At 72.2% G+C, this 13,195-nt stretch carries 11 protein-coding genes; 4 read left to right on the top strand and 7 right to left on the bottom strand.

Features of this window, described 5'->3' with window-relative positions; genetic code table 11:
- Positions 1-43 precede the first annotated feature (43 nt).
- The gene (locus tag FXF65_RS31625; RefSeq protein ID WP_148353699.1) at positions 44-1,504 is read left to right on the top strand and encodes a carbon-nitrogen hydrolase family protein; all 1,461 of its coding nucleotides are present in this window, start codon (positions 44-46) and stop codon (positions 1,502-1,504) included.
- 1 nt (position 1,505) lies between these two features.
- On the opposite strand, the gene FXF65_RS31620 is transcribed toward FXF65_RS31625, so the two are convergent.
- Positions 1,506-2,297, bottom strand: a complete 792-nt coding sequence (locus FXF65_RS31620; RefSeq protein ID WP_148353698.1) for an IPT/TIG domain-containing protein — start codon at positions 2,295-2,297, stop codon at positions 1,506-1,508.
- 222 nt (positions 2,298-2,519) lie between these two features.
- Here FXF65_RS31620 and FXF65_RS31615 point away from each other — a divergent pair, with 222 nt between their 5' ends.
- The 3 genes from FXF65_RS31615 (at position 2,520) to FXF65_RS31605 (ending at position 6,518) form a co-directional block, all read left to right on the top strand.
- The gene (locus FXF65_RS31615) at positions 2,520-2,837 is read left to right on the top strand and encodes a hypothetical protein (protein WP_148353697.1); all 318 of its coding nucleotides are present in this window, start codon (positions 2,520-2,522) and stop codon (positions 2,835-2,837) included.
- Positions 2,838-2,957: 120 nt separating this feature from the next.
- A complete protein-coding gene (locus FXF65_RS31610) occupies positions 2,958-5,477 on the top strand; it encodes a bifunctional YncE family protein/alkaline phosphatase family protein (protein WP_222868827.1) in 2,520 nt (839 codons plus the stop codon).
- A 39-nt stretch (positions 5,478-5,516) separates the two neighbouring features.
- Positions 5,517-6,518, top strand: coding sequence for an LLM class flavin-dependent oxidoreductase (locus FXF65_RS31605; protein ID WP_246199260.1), 1,002 nt, complete (start codon positions 5,517-5,519; stop codon positions 6,516-6,518).
- Between the two features lie 22 nt (positions 6,519-6,540).
- Here the strand turns inward: FXF65_RS31605 and FXF65_RS31600 are convergent, their stop codons facing one another.
- The 6 genes from FXF65_RS31600 to FXF65_RS31575 all read right to left on the bottom strand — a co-directional run bounded on the left by FXF65_RS31600 (position 6,541) and on the right by FXF65_RS31575 (position 13,195).
- Entirely contained in the window at positions 6,541-7,332 is a 792-nt protein-coding gene (locus tag FXF65_RS31600; RefSeq protein ID WP_222868826.1) for an SDR family NAD(P)-dependent oxidoreductase, read from the bottom strand.
- A 10-nt stretch (positions 7,333-7,342) separates the two neighbouring features.
- Positions 7,343-8,062 carry an ABC transporter ATP-binding protein gene (locus tag FXF65_RS31595; RefSeq protein ID WP_148353695.1) on the bottom strand — a complete coding sequence of 240 codons (720 nt, stop codon included), beginning with the start codon at positions 8,060-8,062 and terminating at the stop codon, positions 7,343-7,345.
- Between the two features lie 6 nt (positions 8,063-8,068).
- A complete protein-coding gene (locus tag FXF65_RS31590; protein WP_148353694.1) occupies positions 8,069-9,247 on the bottom strand; it encodes an ABC transporter substrate-binding protein in 1,179 nt (392 codons plus the stop codon).
- Between the two features lie 217 nt (positions 9,248-9,464).
- Positions 9,465-11,183, bottom strand: coding sequence for a branched-chain amino acid ABC transporter ATP-binding protein/permease (locus FXF65_RS31585; protein ID WP_148353693.1), 1,719 nt, complete (start codon positions 11,181-11,183; stop codon positions 9,465-9,467).
- Entirely contained in the window at positions 11,170-12,027 is an 858-nt protein-coding gene (locus FXF65_RS31580) for a branched-chain amino acid ABC transporter permease (protein WP_148353692.1), read from the bottom strand. Before FXF65_RS31580 ends, FXF65_RS31585 begins: the two co-directional genes overlap by 14 nt.
- The gene (locus tag FXF65_RS31575; RefSeq protein WP_148353691.1) at positions 12,020-13,195 is read right to left on the bottom strand and encodes an ABC transporter substrate-binding protein; all 1,176 of its coding nucleotides are present in this window, start codon (positions 13,193-13,195) and stop codon (positions 12,020-12,022) included. Before FXF65_RS31575 ends, FXF65_RS31580 begins: the two co-directional genes overlap by 8 nt.

Genomic DNA, 13,195 nt, shown 5'->3' with positions numbered 1-13,195 from the left:
GTCCACCACCCGTAACCGTGCGTGTCAACCCCCGGGGGCGCTTATGACGGATCAGTTGGCCGCGGCCGAGTACTCGGCGGAACCAGCTGATCTCTTCGTCCAGCTCTACGACGCGATCCCGGACGACGTCTTCGAGGGCTGGGCGGCGACGCGCTGGTACGCGGCGGAGCGGGTGCGGCAGGAGGCGAACGAGATCGCCGACTCGGTCCTCGCGACCGGCACGTTCGACCCGGCGCGGACGGCGGGCGTCGTCGCCGCGCGCGGGGACCGCGGGCGCTTCGTCATCCTGCTCGGCCTCGACATCGCCCTCGCCCACGCGAGCCCCTACGGGCCCTACCACGACGCGCCCGCGCTGGCCGGAGTGCTGGTCAACTACCTCACCGAGGGCAAGCTGAACGGGCCCCGCACGACCGGCGCGCTGCTGCCCCGCTGCGCGTTCGCCGGACGTCCGCGCGGGCTGCGGACGAAGGCCGAGTTCTTCGGGGTGCACCGCGTCCCGCAGACGGAGTGGGCGATGATCGACCATCGCGTGCTGCCCGCGGTGAACGACCCGCACCTCAACCGGGACGAGCCGGTCGCGGTCGGCTGCGCGCCGGTGCTGGAGACCTACGACGACATCGAGATCGAGTTCGCGGAGCGGGCGGGCCTGACCGTCTACCGGCTCCGCCCGATGGACACCTCCGGCATCCGCAGCCGGGTCAAGGCGATCATCCGGCGGCTGGACGAGTCCGGCGCGCAGCTCGCCGTGATGCCGGAGGCGTCGCTCTCGGACTCGCTGCTGGAGCTGTGGAAGGAGGTCGCGTTCGACACGGCCGCCCGCGACCGCGCCCGCCGCCCGCTGCGCTTCCTGCTGCTCGGCACCGGCCCGGTCGGCGGCGGCGACCCGCCGCCGAACCGCGCCGTCCTGCTCGACCGCTGGACGGGGCAGGAGCTCCTCGTCCAGGACAAGCTGTCCGGGTTCACGCTGGACGCCGACCAGATGCGGCTGTGGCGGCTGCCGGACGCGCCGTCCACCGGCTCCGCCGTGGAGTACGCGCGGCCGGGCCGGAAGGTGTCCGTACTCGACTCCTCGCTCGGCCGCCTCGCCGTGCTGATCTGCGAGGACCTCGCCCGGTCGGTCGGCTGGGAGCGGGAGCTGCGCTCGTGCGGGGTGTCGCACCTGCTCGTCCCGATCTTCTCCAAGCCGATCCTGGAGTTCCGCTGGGAGCAGCGCTCCGCCGAGCGGCAGGTCATCGAGCTCGGGACATGGGTGACGGTGTCCAACAGCCTCGCGGTCGGCGCCGCCATCCCGGACGACGAGCCGCGCGTCCCCGGCCCCCGCTACACCTGCCTCGTCACCGGGCCGAAGAGCCTCGACCGCGTCGCGTACCAGACCGAGGGGCAGTTCGGCGTGGCGCGGACGGGCGCCGAGCTCGGGCGGCTGCCGACGTCCGAGCTGCCGCGCGTGTTCCCGGGCGCCGCCTACGACGCCTGGTTCGACCACTGGCAGGACGACAAGCGGTAGCTCAGTCGACGGTGAACGGCTCCGGGCTGACGGCGGAACCGGCCGGGGTGTTCACGACCGGCGGCGCCGTGGTGGCGCCCGCGGGGAGGGTCGTCCGCACCAGCGTGTCCGTCGCGTCGATCACCGCGGCCCGCGCCGCGCCGAAGCGGACGCTGGTCGCCCCGTCCAGCCCGTCGCCCTGGATCGTGACGGCGGTGCCCGGCGGCCCGTTGTCCGGGTCGATGGAGGAGACCTTCGGGGGGATGGCGTGGTCGCGGCCGCGCTGCGCGGGCGCCAGCAGCGTGGCGAACACCGCGCGGAACTTCTCGGCGGTCTCGCGGGAGAACTGGCCGACGAGCGCGGCGATGGCGGCGACACCGTAGGGGTTGACGTCGTCGGCGCCGCCGAGCGGCGAGGTCAGCCCGCCGCGCACCACGAGGTAGACCATCAGCCCAAACAGGGCGCCGACGATCGGGAGCGTCAGGTACATCATCAGCCAGCTGCGGCGCAGCGCCCGGTTCCCGACGTACCAGTAGAACGACCGCAGGACGTGCGTGACCGCCCCGAGGGCCCCGGCCGCCATGACCACCAGGAACAGGCACGTGTCGCGGGACACGGTGGGCGACCAGCCGAACAGGTGGACCGTCTTGGCTGCGGCGCTCGGCGCGCGGCCGTCCGGCGCGGGGGTCGGCGCGGGCGGCCACGCCTCCACGAGGACGGTCACCAGCAGGGCCGTGAGGACCAGCAGGACGGCGAACACGATCACGATGTCGCGGGTGCGGGCGTATTCGCGTCCGACCTCTGAGTCGGCCACGGCTCTCCATTCTGTTGTTCGTGCCGGTTGTGCATGCCTGTTGTGCGCTGCTTTTCGTCCCCTGCCGATTATCGAGCCGCGCCGGGATGGCGTTTCGCCACTCCGCCCTCACGCGCGGGCGGCACGGCACTCGCTGCCACGAAGGCGTTACAGGGCTCTCGCGCGGGAAGGTCGCGAAGCGTATGATCCAGGTCACTTTCACAATCGATCAAGGTGGGCGCCATGACCGAAGCCCTGTCCGCAGCCGCCGTCCCCGCGCCGTCCCGCCGTTTCGCGCTCGGCGTCGGCGCCGACGGGACCTACACCCGTCTCGGCCAGGTGGCGGCGTTCGTCCTCGGGCTCATCACGACGTTCGTGTTCCTGCCGCTCGTCGTCGTGGCCGCGTTGCTCTACACGCGAGCCGAAACGCGGTTCGCGGACGATCCCGCGCGGGCGCGCGTCCTCGTGCGGTGGTCATGGCTCTGCATCACGCTCTTCCCGCTCCTCGTCGCGGGGGCCATTGCGGGCCTTGTGGCGGCGATCGTCGCCATTACCGGTTGATCTTCTCCGGCGCTTAACCTCGGGCTCACCTGCCGTCCGGAATCGCGATTTACGTTCCGGTCGGCCGCCGTTGACGACCATCTTTCCCCCAGGGTGGGACGGCGGCGCCAGGAGGCGCTGATGAGACTCCGATCCAGACGCGCGATCGCCGCAGCGGCGGCGCTCGTCGTGCTGAGCGGCGGGGCCGCCTACGCGGGCACCCGCAAGCAGGCCGGACCGCAGGGCGACGGCACCGGCGTCACGCCCGTCGGGCACCTCGTGACTCCGGCCGGAACGCAGGTGACGCTGGGGCTGCTCCCGCTCGCGTCCGCGCTGAGCCCGGACGGCTCCCGCCTGCTCGTCGTCAACGCCGGGCAGGGCGTCCAGTCGCTCCAGGTCGTGGACACCTCGTCCGGCGCGGTCGGCCAGACGATCGGCTACAAGAGCCCGCAGGCGCTCTACGCGGGCGTCGCGTGGAGCCCGGACGGGACGCACGCCTACGCGAGCGCGGGCGGCAACAACAAGATCCGCGTGTACGACGTCGCGGGCGGGACGCTCACCGAGAAGGCGTCCATCGCGCTGCCGACGACGAATCCGGACGGCCAGAAGGTGAACATGTTCCCGGCGGGCCTCGCGGTCACGCCGGACGGGAAGCGGCTCCTCGTCGCCGACCAGCAGGCGGACGCGCTGTCGGTGGTCGACCTCGCGTCCGGGAAGGCGGAGACGACGGCGGTCGGGCACCGGCCGTACGGCGTCGCCCTCGGCAGGGACGGGAAGACCGCGTACGTCGCGAACCAGGGCGGCGCGTCGGTGAGCGTGGTGGACGTGTCCGGTACCGCGCCCAACGTCATAGGGAACGTTCCAACAGGCACCCACCCGAACAAGGTCTCGCTCAGCGCGGACGGCTCCCGCGCGTTCGTCACGGCGGGTGACGGGGACGAGGCCGACGTCGTCGACACGGCGCGGAACAAGGTCGTCCGGAAGATCGACCTGAGCCCCTACAACGGCGCGCCGATCGGCAGCAACCCGGTCGCGTCGGCGCCGTCCCCGGACGGGCGGCTGCTCTACGTCGCGAACTCCGGGAACAACGACGTGGCGGTCGTCGACCTGCGCCGCGGCCGCGTCACCGGCATGATCCCGACCGGCTGGTACCCGACGTCGGTGCACGTCCTCGGCGACCGGCTGCTGGTCGTCAACGCCAAGGGGCTCGGCGCGGGGCCGAACGACGGTCCCGGCAGGCCCGACCCGCACGGCGGCGGCACGGCCGACAAGTACATCGGCTCGATGATCAAGGGGACGCTGTCGCTGATCGACCGTCCGTCCGACGCGGGACGGCTGCGCGCGTGGTCGCGGCAGGTCGTCCGCAACAACGGGTTCGACGAGCGCGACCGGGTGCGCGGCGGTCGCGGCGACGGCGGGCACGTCGTCCCGCTGCACCCCGGCGCGAAGACGCCGATCAAGCACGTCATCTACGTGGTGCGCGAGAACCGGACCTACGACCAGGAGTTCGGCAGCATCGGCAAGGGCGGCGGCGACGCGAGCCTCAACCTGTTCGGCGACGAGTCCGCGCCGAACGCGCGCGAGCTGTCGCGCAGGTTCGTCACGTTCGACAACTTCTACGCCGACGCCGAGGTCAGCGCGCAGGGCTGGAACTGGGTGGTGGGCAGCAACTCGAACCCCTACTCCGAGCAGGTGTGGCCCGCGAACTACTCCAGCCGCAACGCGCCCTACCCGTCCGAGAACGGGACGCCGGAGATCGCGCCGAACAGCGACCCGAAGGACGCCTACATCTGGCAGCGGCTCAAGAGGGCGGGCGTCCCGTTCCGCAACTACGGGTTCTACGTGCAGCACGACGCGCAGGGCCGGGCGTCCGCCGAGGACCCGGTGCTGAGCGCCGCCACCGACCCCGAGTTCCACGGCTACGACCTCGCCTGCCCGGACAGCCCGAACTCGTTCACGCCGCTGTCGAAGACGTGCGGGACGCCGCGGATCAGCCGGTGGCTGACCGAGTTCCGCGGGTTCGAGAAGAGCGGGAAGCTGCCGTCGGTCGAGTTCGTCCGGCTGCCGAACGACCACACGGCCGGGACGAAGGCGGGTTCCCCCACCCCGCGCGCCTACGTCGCCGACAACGACTACGCGCTCGGCCTGCTCGTGGACGCGGTGTCCAAGTCGAAGTTCTGGAAGGACACGGCGATCTTCGTCACCGAGGACGACGCGCAGAACGGCCCCGACCACATCGACGCGCACCGCACGCTCGCGCTGGTGATCAGCCCGTACACGCAGACGGGCAAGGTCGACTCGACGTTCTACAGCACGGTCTCGATGGTCCGGACGATCCAGCTGATCAGCGGCATCCGCCCGCTCACCCAGTTCGACGCCTACGCGACGCCGATGACGGCGGCGTTCACGTCGAGGCCGAACGCGCGTCCCTACGACGCGGTCGTCCCGCAGTGGCCGCGGACGGAGACCAACTCCGCGTCCGCCCCGCTCGCGGCGATCTCCGCTCGGCAGCAGCTCGGCAAGGAGGACCAGATCGACGAGCGGACGTTCAACCAGGCGATCTGGCAGAGCGTCCGCGGCAAGGGCGCCGAGATGCCCGAACCGCGCCACCGCCTCCCCGGCGCGCCGACCGTGGGACACGAAGATGACGACGACGACTGAATGACCAGGTGACCGGGAAGAGGACGGAGGGGAGACGGGTTGGCACTGTTCATGAGCGTCCCCTTCTCCGTCCTCGACCTGGCACCCGTCGTCAGCGGCTCCACGTCCGGCGAGGCCCTGCGCAACACCCTCGACCTGGCCCGGCACGCCGAGCGGCTCGGCTTCCACCGGTACTGGCTCGCCGAGCACCACGCGATGCCCGGCATCGCGAGCTCCGCGACGGCGGTGCTGATCGGGCAGGTCGCGGCGGCGACGTCCGCGCTGCGGGTCGGGTCCGGCGGGATCATGCTGCCGAACCACGCGCCGATGGTGGTGGCCGAGCAGTTCGGGACGCTGGAGGCGCTCTTCCCGGGACGCATCGACCTCGGCCTCGGCCGCGCGCCCGGCACCGACCAGGCGACCGCGCTGGCGCTGCGCCGCTCCCCGCAGGCCCTGTCCGTGGACGACTTCCCCGAGCAGGTCGTCGAGCTGCGCGGCTACTTCGGCGCGGACAGCAAGGTCACCCCGGCGGCGGGCAACGAGCCGCCGGTGTGGCTGCTCGGCTCCAGCGGGTACAGCGCGCGGCTCGCCGGGCTGCTCGGGCTGCCGTTCGCGTTCGCGCACCACTTCAGCGCGCAGAACACGGTGCCCGCGCTGAACCTGTACCGGGAGTCGTTCCGGCCCGGCGCGCTGACCGAGCCGTACTCGATGATCGGCGTGGCGGTCACCGCCGCCGACACCGACGAGCGGGCGGTGGAGCTCGCGCGGCCGCAGGCGCTCGCGTTCCTGCGGCTGCGGCAGGGCAACCCGGGGCTCCTCCCGACGCCGGACGAGGCCGCGTCCTACCCGTACACGGCGCTGGACCGGCAGATGATCGACTCGCGGCTGGCCGACCAGGTCGTCGGCGGGCCCGAGACGGTGCGGCGCAGGATGGACGCGCTGATCGAGCGGACCGGGGTCGACGAGGTCATGGTCACCACCCAGGTCCACGACCACGCCGACCGGCTGCGCTCCTACGACATCCTCGCCGACCTCTACAGCCTCGCGGCCAGCCCCGCGTGACCGCCCGGCGGGGCCTGACCCGCTAGCGGGGCCTGACCTGGAAGTCGAACGGGACGGTGCCCGGGTCGGGCAGGGCGGTGCCGCCGTCCACGCTCAGCACGGCGCCGTTCACGTACGACGCCTCGGGCCCGAGCAGCCACATGATCGCGGCGGCGGCCTCGTCCGGGCTGCCCGCGCGGCGCTGCGGGACGAGCCGGGTCACCTCGTCGTACGCCTCCTCCCTGGTCAGGCCGTGCGGCTCGCCGAAGAGGGCCATCTCCATGTCCGACATCTCGGTGCGGATCCAGCCGGGGCACACCACGTTGGCGCGGACGCCCTGCGGACCGTAGTCCGCCGCGATCGTCTGGGTCAGCATGGTGAGCCCCGCCTTGGACGTCGCGTACGCAGCGACCCCCGCAGGGACGCGCAGCGCCGCCACCGACGAGACCGTGACGAGGGACCCCTTCGCCTCGATCAGGTGCGGCAGCGCGGCCCTGGCCAGCAGGAACACCGAGGTCAGGTTGGTCCTGATCGTGGCGTCCCAGTCGTCGGGCGACAGGTCGAGGACGGCGCCGTTGCGCAGCGTGCCCGCGTTCGCGACGATCCCGTCCAGGCGGCCGTGCGCGGCGACGACGTCCTCGACGAGGCCGGCGACCTCGTCCGGCGAGGAGACGTCGCAGACCCGGGGCTCGGCGCCCGTCTCGGCCGCGACCCGGTCGAGCGCCTCCTTGCGCCGCCCGCAGATCACCACCCGGTCCCCGGCGGCGGCCCCGGCCGCGGCGACCGCCGCGCCGATCCCGCTGCCGCCGCCCGTGACGATCAGCACCCGTTGCATTCGCATCTCCCTAGTTCCGCCGTCCGCCGCCCTGGGGCGCGGGTTCTCCAAGGTAGGCCGCGTGGAGCACGTTCGGCGCCTTGCGCAGCGGCGCGGCGGGGCCGCTGTGCGTGAGACGGCCGCCGGCCAGCACGTGCGCCGTGTCGGCCACCGCCAGCGCGAGCGTCGCGAACTGCTCGACGAGCAGGACGGCGACGCCCTCGTCCGCGAGCGCGCGGACGGCGGGCAGCAGCCGCTTGACGATCACCGGCGCGAGGCCGAGCGACATCTCGTCGATCAGCAGGACCGACGGGGACATCGCGAGCGCGCGGGCGAGCACGACCATCTGCTGCTCGCCGCCGGACAGCAGCCCGGCCTGGACGTCCATCCGCTTCGTCAGCTCGGGGAACAGCTCCAGCGCGCGGTCGGCGCGGGGGCCGCGCCGCACGGCGCGCAGGTTCTCCGCGACGGTCAGGCCGCTGAACACGGTCCGGCCCTGTTCGACGAGCGCGATGCCGCGCTTGGCGCGCGACACGCGGTCGAGCCCGGACAGGTCGTCGCCGTCCCCGGTGAGCCGTCCGGACGCGAGGGGCAGGACGCCCGCGATCGCCTCCAGCAGCGTCGTCTTCCCGGCCCCGTTCGGGCCGAGCAGCACGGTCACCTGCCCGGCCGGGACGGTGAACCCGACGTCCCGGACGATCGGGGCCCCGCCCCGGCCGACCGACACGTCCTCAAGCCGCAGTTCCCTCATGCTCCATCAACCATTCGGCAGTTTGATCCAATCCGGTGTGAGCACCGTCCAGCCGCCCCGTCCGTCCGGCTGGACGAACTTCGCGGCGAGGTTGGATGCGTGGGCGTCGCCGGGGCCGAACGCGAACGGCGTCCCGGTCATCGCGGAGGGCAGCGGCCGCAGCGTCTTCATCGCCTCGGTGACGGACTCGCGGGTGATGTCCCCTTCGATCGAGCGCAGCACCGTGACCAGGTGCTTCGCCGCGAGGTACCCGCCCTGCGCGAAGGCGGTCAGCGGCACCTTGTGGTCCTCCATGGTGGTGCGCCATTCCCTGTTGGCCCGGGAGGCCGACTCGGTGTACGGCTCGAACTCCGACAGCGCGATGATGCTCCTCCCGGACGAGCCGAGCGCCTTCGCGACCTCCTCTGTGTACCCGGGCGCGAGGAACAGCCATTTCATGTCGGTGACGTTCTGCTTCTGCGCCGCCTTCACCCAGCCGATCAGATCGGGTTCGACGCCGTTGAACAGGACCGCCTCGCAGCCGGCGTTCCGCGCCCGCAGGACGTAGGGCTTGAAGTTCGAGGAGGCCGTCGCCAGGCTCAGGTCCATGATCAGCGGCTTCTTGCCGGTGAGCCGGGACCAGCGCGCCACGCCGTCCTTGTACGCCTCCGCGGTGCCGCCGATGATGGAGAGGAAGACGCAGAGCTTGTTCAGCTTCAGCGTCTCGGACGCGTAGTACAGCGTCACGGCCGAGCCGAAGAACGGGCCGGTGTTGACCGGCGAGATGTTCGCGGAGCTGAAGCAGCCGGGGTCCACCCCGACGCCGCGCACGTCGGTGATCTTGCTGCGCGCGTAGAGCGCGCCGTTGACCTGGCAGTCGAGCAGGCTCGCGCCGCCCGCGAGCGCCACGGCCTGCTTCCGCTCGATGACGTCGCGGCCGGCGAGCGCGGCGCCCGCCGGGTCGCCCTTGTCGTCGGCCATCGTGTAGACGATCTTCCGGCCGTTGATGCCGCCCTTGTCGTTGACGTCGTCGAAGACGGCGCGGGCCGCGAGCGAGGACTCGGGAAACGCGACGGGGCCGCTGAGCGTCGACACCGACGCGATGTTGATCGGCTCGTCGCCCGCGGCGGTGCCGGTCCCGGAGTCGCCGCAGCCGGCCAGCGGAGCCGCCAGTACGGCGGCGAGGAGGATCTTCGTGATGCGCATCTCAAAATGCCTTCGGTGTGGACGACCATCCGCCGCGGCGGGCACCTGCGGTAGGTCGCGGGGGTCGAGGGCGGTGAGCACGCCGTCGAAGACAGCGACCTCCGCCGCATTGCCAGGTCGAGGACGCTCTTCCGATCCTCGGGCGAATCCTGCCACGCGGCGTTGTGGATGTCGGCGAAAACGGCATTTGGGAGGTCAAAGCGGTGTCCGACCCTGGTCACGTGAGGGCCGCCTCCTCTCCGCCGAGGTAGGCGCGGGCGACCTCGGGCCTCGCCAGCACCTCCGCGGGCGGGCCCGCGGCGATCACCGCGCCGAAGTCGAGGACGACGATCCGCGCGCAGGCGTGCCGGACCATGTCCAGGTCGTGCTCGATCAGCAGCACCGACGCGCCGTAGCGGGCCGGGACCTCCACGAGCCGGTCGGCGAGCGCGAGCGACTCGGCGTGCGCGAGGCCGGCGGCGGGCTCGTCCAGGATGATCAGTTTCGGCTTGGCGAGGATCGCGGCGGCGACCTCCAGCAGGCGGCGGCTGCCGACGTCCAGGTCGGCGACGTGGGCGTCGCCGGGCGGGCAGCCGAGGAACCCGCGGATCTCCTCCAGTTCGTCGCGGGTGACGAGGCGGTGCGCGGCGAACCGCAGGTAGGCGTCGACGGCGAGGCCGGTCGGGACGCGGTCCTGCTGGAACGTGCGGCGCAGCCCGGCCCCGGCGCGGCGGTGCACGGGCAGCCCGTCGAGGCGGCGGCCGTCCAGGGTGACCGAGCCAACCGCGGACGGCAGGAACCCCGACAGCGCGTCGACGAGCGTCGACTTCCCCGCGCCGTTCGGACCGATGAGCCCCATCACGGTGCCCTCCGGGACGACGAGGTCCACCTCCTGCAGCGCGGTGACCTGCCCGTACCGGACGCCGACGCCCTTGGCCTCCAGCAGCGGCTTCGCGCCGAGCGGCGGCCTGCCGCCGCCGATCGGCTCGCGCGCCGGCGGCACCGCGGCGGGACGCCGCGCGCGCAGCCGCTTCGCGAACCCCTCGCTGATGCTGGTGCCCTGCGACAGCGCCTGCACGGCGCCGACGCCGAACAGCACGTTCGCCCAGTCCTGGGAGATCCCGGCGCGGCGGAAGAACTCCGGGATGAACATGATCAGGAAACCGCCGAACAGCGCGCCGAACACGAACTCGCCGCCCGCCATCACGGCGACGACGAAGAGGGCGAGGGAGCCGATCGTCCCGAAGTTCTGCGCGGTGATCATACCGACCTGCCCGGCGAGCAGCCCGCCCGCGAGCCCGGCCGCGAACGCGCTGAGCGCGAACGCCGACAGCTTGGCGCCGGCGACGCTCGTCCCGGCGGCGGCGGTGGCGCGCTCGGAGAACCGGACGGCCCGCCACGACGCGCCGATCCGGGTGCGTCCGACCCATTCGACGGCGAGCGAGAGGACGACGAACAGCAGCCCCGCGTAGACGAAGTACATGCGGTCGGTGGCGATGAACTCCGGCCGCATCACCTGCTGGTAGCTGTCGACGCCGGGGAAGTTGATCGCGGACACGACGACGTCGGCGGCGGCGGCGAAGCCGAGCGTGACGACGGCGAGGTGCACGCCGCGCAGCCGCAGCGCCGGAAGCCCGATGAGGACGCCGAACGGCATCGCGACGACGCCGCCGACGACCGTCCACAGGATGAGGGTGCCGGGGGCCGACCAGACGTTGAGCTGGGCGACCGTCCACGCGCCGACGGCGGCGAACGAGAGCTGGCACAGCGAGTTCATGCCGGCCCGGCCGACGATGCCGAGGCCGAGCAGCGCGACCGCCGACACGAGCGCCGACGTCGCGAGGAACAGCCAGTACTGCGGGACGGCGACCGCCGCGACCACGACGACGAGGAGCGCCGCCAGCGGCTGCCGGAACATCGCCGTCCGTTTCACCAGGTTGGGATCAACGCGCGGCATCCCACACCTCCCGCCGCTGGGACCAGATGAGAATGGCGAGGATCGCCACGAAAGGCACCGTGTCGCGGTACTGCTGCAACTGGCTGACGTGCGCGAGCGCGCCTTGGAGCGCGCCAAGACCAAGGCCGCCGGCGACCGTCCGGCCGAGGCTGCGGAACCCTCCGACGAGCGCCGCCGCCCCCGCCGGGATGATCATCAGCGACAGCGACGTCTGGTCGCTGGTCTGCTGCGGCGCGACGACGAGCAGGACGGCGGCGGCGAGCAGCCCCGTGACCGCCCACATTCCGACGCCGAGCCACCGGGACGGGATGGCGTGCAGCTCGGCCGTCGTCGGGCGCTCGGACAGGGCGCGCAGCCGCAGGCCGAGGACCGTCTTGTCGAGGAACAGCCAGGCGCCCGCCGCGACCGCGATCGAGCCGACCGTGCACACGGCCGCGGCCTGGGTGATCGTGATGCCGTTGACGGTGAACAGCGACCCGCCGAACTTGCCCGGGATCCGCCTCGGGTCGGTGCCGTAGGCCAGGTAGGACGCGGCGAGCAGGGACACGAGGAACGCGATGGAGATCGCGGACCGCTGGTCCGCGCCCGCCTCGCCGAACCAGCGTCCCATCACCCAGCCGAGCGCGGCGGCGACGACGGTGGCGGTGACCAGCCCGGCGAGCGCGGCGAGCCCGTACGGCCAGCCGTGGTCGACGGTGAGCGCCATCGTGTACACGCCGATCACGCCGATCGCGACCTGCGCGAAGTTGACGACCCTGACCAGGCGGAACATCAGCGTGAGGCACAGGCCGAGGGCGGCGTACGCACCGCCCCCGGCCAGGCCCGCTATCGCACCCTCAAGCATTGGGGAGTTTGATCCAGTCCGGGGTCAGCACGGTCCAGCCGCCGTTGCCGTCAGGCTTGACGAACTTCGCCGAGGTGTTGGGCGCGTGCGCGTCGCCGGGCCCGAACGCGAACGGCGTGCCGGTCATGTTCGAGGGCAGCGGCTTCAGGTCCTTCATCGCCTTGGTGACGGACTCGCGGGTGATGTCGCCCTTGATCCCGCGCAGCACCTCGACGAGGTGCGTGGCGGCCAGGTAGCCGCCCTGCGCGAACGAGGTGAGCGGCACCTTGTGACCGGCCATGGTGTTCCGCCAGTCCTGGTTGATCGTCGACTTCGAGTCGGTGTACGGCTCGAACTCCGAGAGCGCCACGACGTCCTTGCCCGCCGGGCCCAGCGCCTTCGCGATCTCCACGGTGTAGGCGGGCGCGAGGAACAGCCACTTGATGCCCTTGACCTTCTGCGCCTGCGCCGCCTTCACCCAGCCGACCAGCATGGGCTCGGTGCCGTTGAACAGGACCGCCTGGCAGCCCGCGTCCCGGGCCCGCAGGATGTAGGGCGTGTAGTCGGTGGTGTTCGCCGACAGGCTCAGGTCGGTGATCAGCGGCTTCTTGCCGGTGATCTTGGACCAGCGGTCGACGCCCTCCTTGTAGGCGTTCGCCGTGCCGCCGATGATGACGAAGAACGAGCAGACCTTGTTCAGCTTCAGCGTCTCGGACGCGTAGTACAGCGAGACCGTCGAGCCGAAGTACGGCCCGGTGTTGACCGTCGAGATGTTCGGCGAGCTGAAGCAGCCCGGGTCGATCCCGATCCCGCGTATGTCGGTGATCTTGTTCTGCGCGTACAGCGGGCCGTTGACCTGGCAGTCGACCAGGCTGGCGCCGCCCGCGAGGGCGACGGCCTTCTTGTTCTGGATGACGTCGCGGGCGGCCAGCGCGGCGCTGGACGGGTCGCCCTTGTCGTCGGCCGCGGTGTAGGCGATCTTCCGTCCGTTGATGCCGCCCTTGGCGTTCACGTCGTCGAAGACGGCGCGGGCCGCCTGTGACGCCTCGGGGAAGGTGACCGGGCCGCTCAGCGTCGACACGGAGCCGATGTTGATCGGCCCGTCGCCGCCGGAGCCGGAGCCCGAGTCGCCGCAGGCGGCCATCGGGGCGACCAGCGCGGCGGCCAGCAGAATCTTTGCGATGCGCAT

Origin of the sequence: Actinomadura syzygii (assembly GCF_008085905.1) — a bacterium.
Lineage (GTDB): Bacteria > Actinomycetota > Actinomycetes > Streptosporangiales > Streptosporangiaceae > Spirillospora > Spirillospora syzygii.
This window is presented reverse-complemented; position numbering and strand designations above follow the sequence as displayed.

Bases quoted from the DNA above. Each gene is read 5' to 3' on its own strand.
- FXF65_RS31625 (WP_148353699.1), top strand. From the start codon at position 44: ATGACGGATCAGTTGGCCGCGGCCGAGTACTCGGCGGAACCAGCTGAT.
- FXF65_RS31615 (WP_148353697.1), top strand. From the start codon at position 2,520: ATGACCGAAGCCCTGTCCGCAGCCGCCGTCCCCGCGCCGTCCCGCCGT.
- FXF65_RS31610 (WP_222868827.1), top strand. From the start codon at position 2,958: ATGAGACTCCGATCCAGACGCGCGATCGCCGCAGCGGCGGCGCTCGTC.
- FXF65_RS31600 (WP_222868826.1), bottom strand. From the start codon at position 7,332: ATGCAACGGGTGCTGATCGTCACGGGCGGCGGCAGCGGGATCGGCGCG.
- FXF65_RS31595 (WP_148353695.1), bottom strand. From the start codon at position 8,062: ATGAGGGAACTGCGGCTTGAGGACGTGTCGGTCGGCCGGGGCGGGGCC.
- FXF65_RS31590 (WP_148353694.1), bottom strand. From the start codon at position 9,247: ATGCGCATCACGAAGATCCTCCTCGCCGCCGTACTGGCGGCTCCGCTG.
- FXF65_RS31585 (WP_148353693.1), bottom strand. From the start codon at position 11,183: ATGCCGCGCGTTGATCCCAACCTGGTGAAACGGACGGCGATGTTCCGG.
- FXF65_RS31580 (WP_148353692.1), bottom strand. From the start codon at position 12,027: ATGCTTGAGGGTGCGATAGCGGGCCTGGCCGGGGGCGGTGCGTACGCC.
- FXF65_RS31575 (WP_148353691.1), bottom strand. From the start codon at position 13,195: ATGCGCATCGCAAAGATTCTGCTGGCCGCCGCGCTGGTCGCCCCGATG.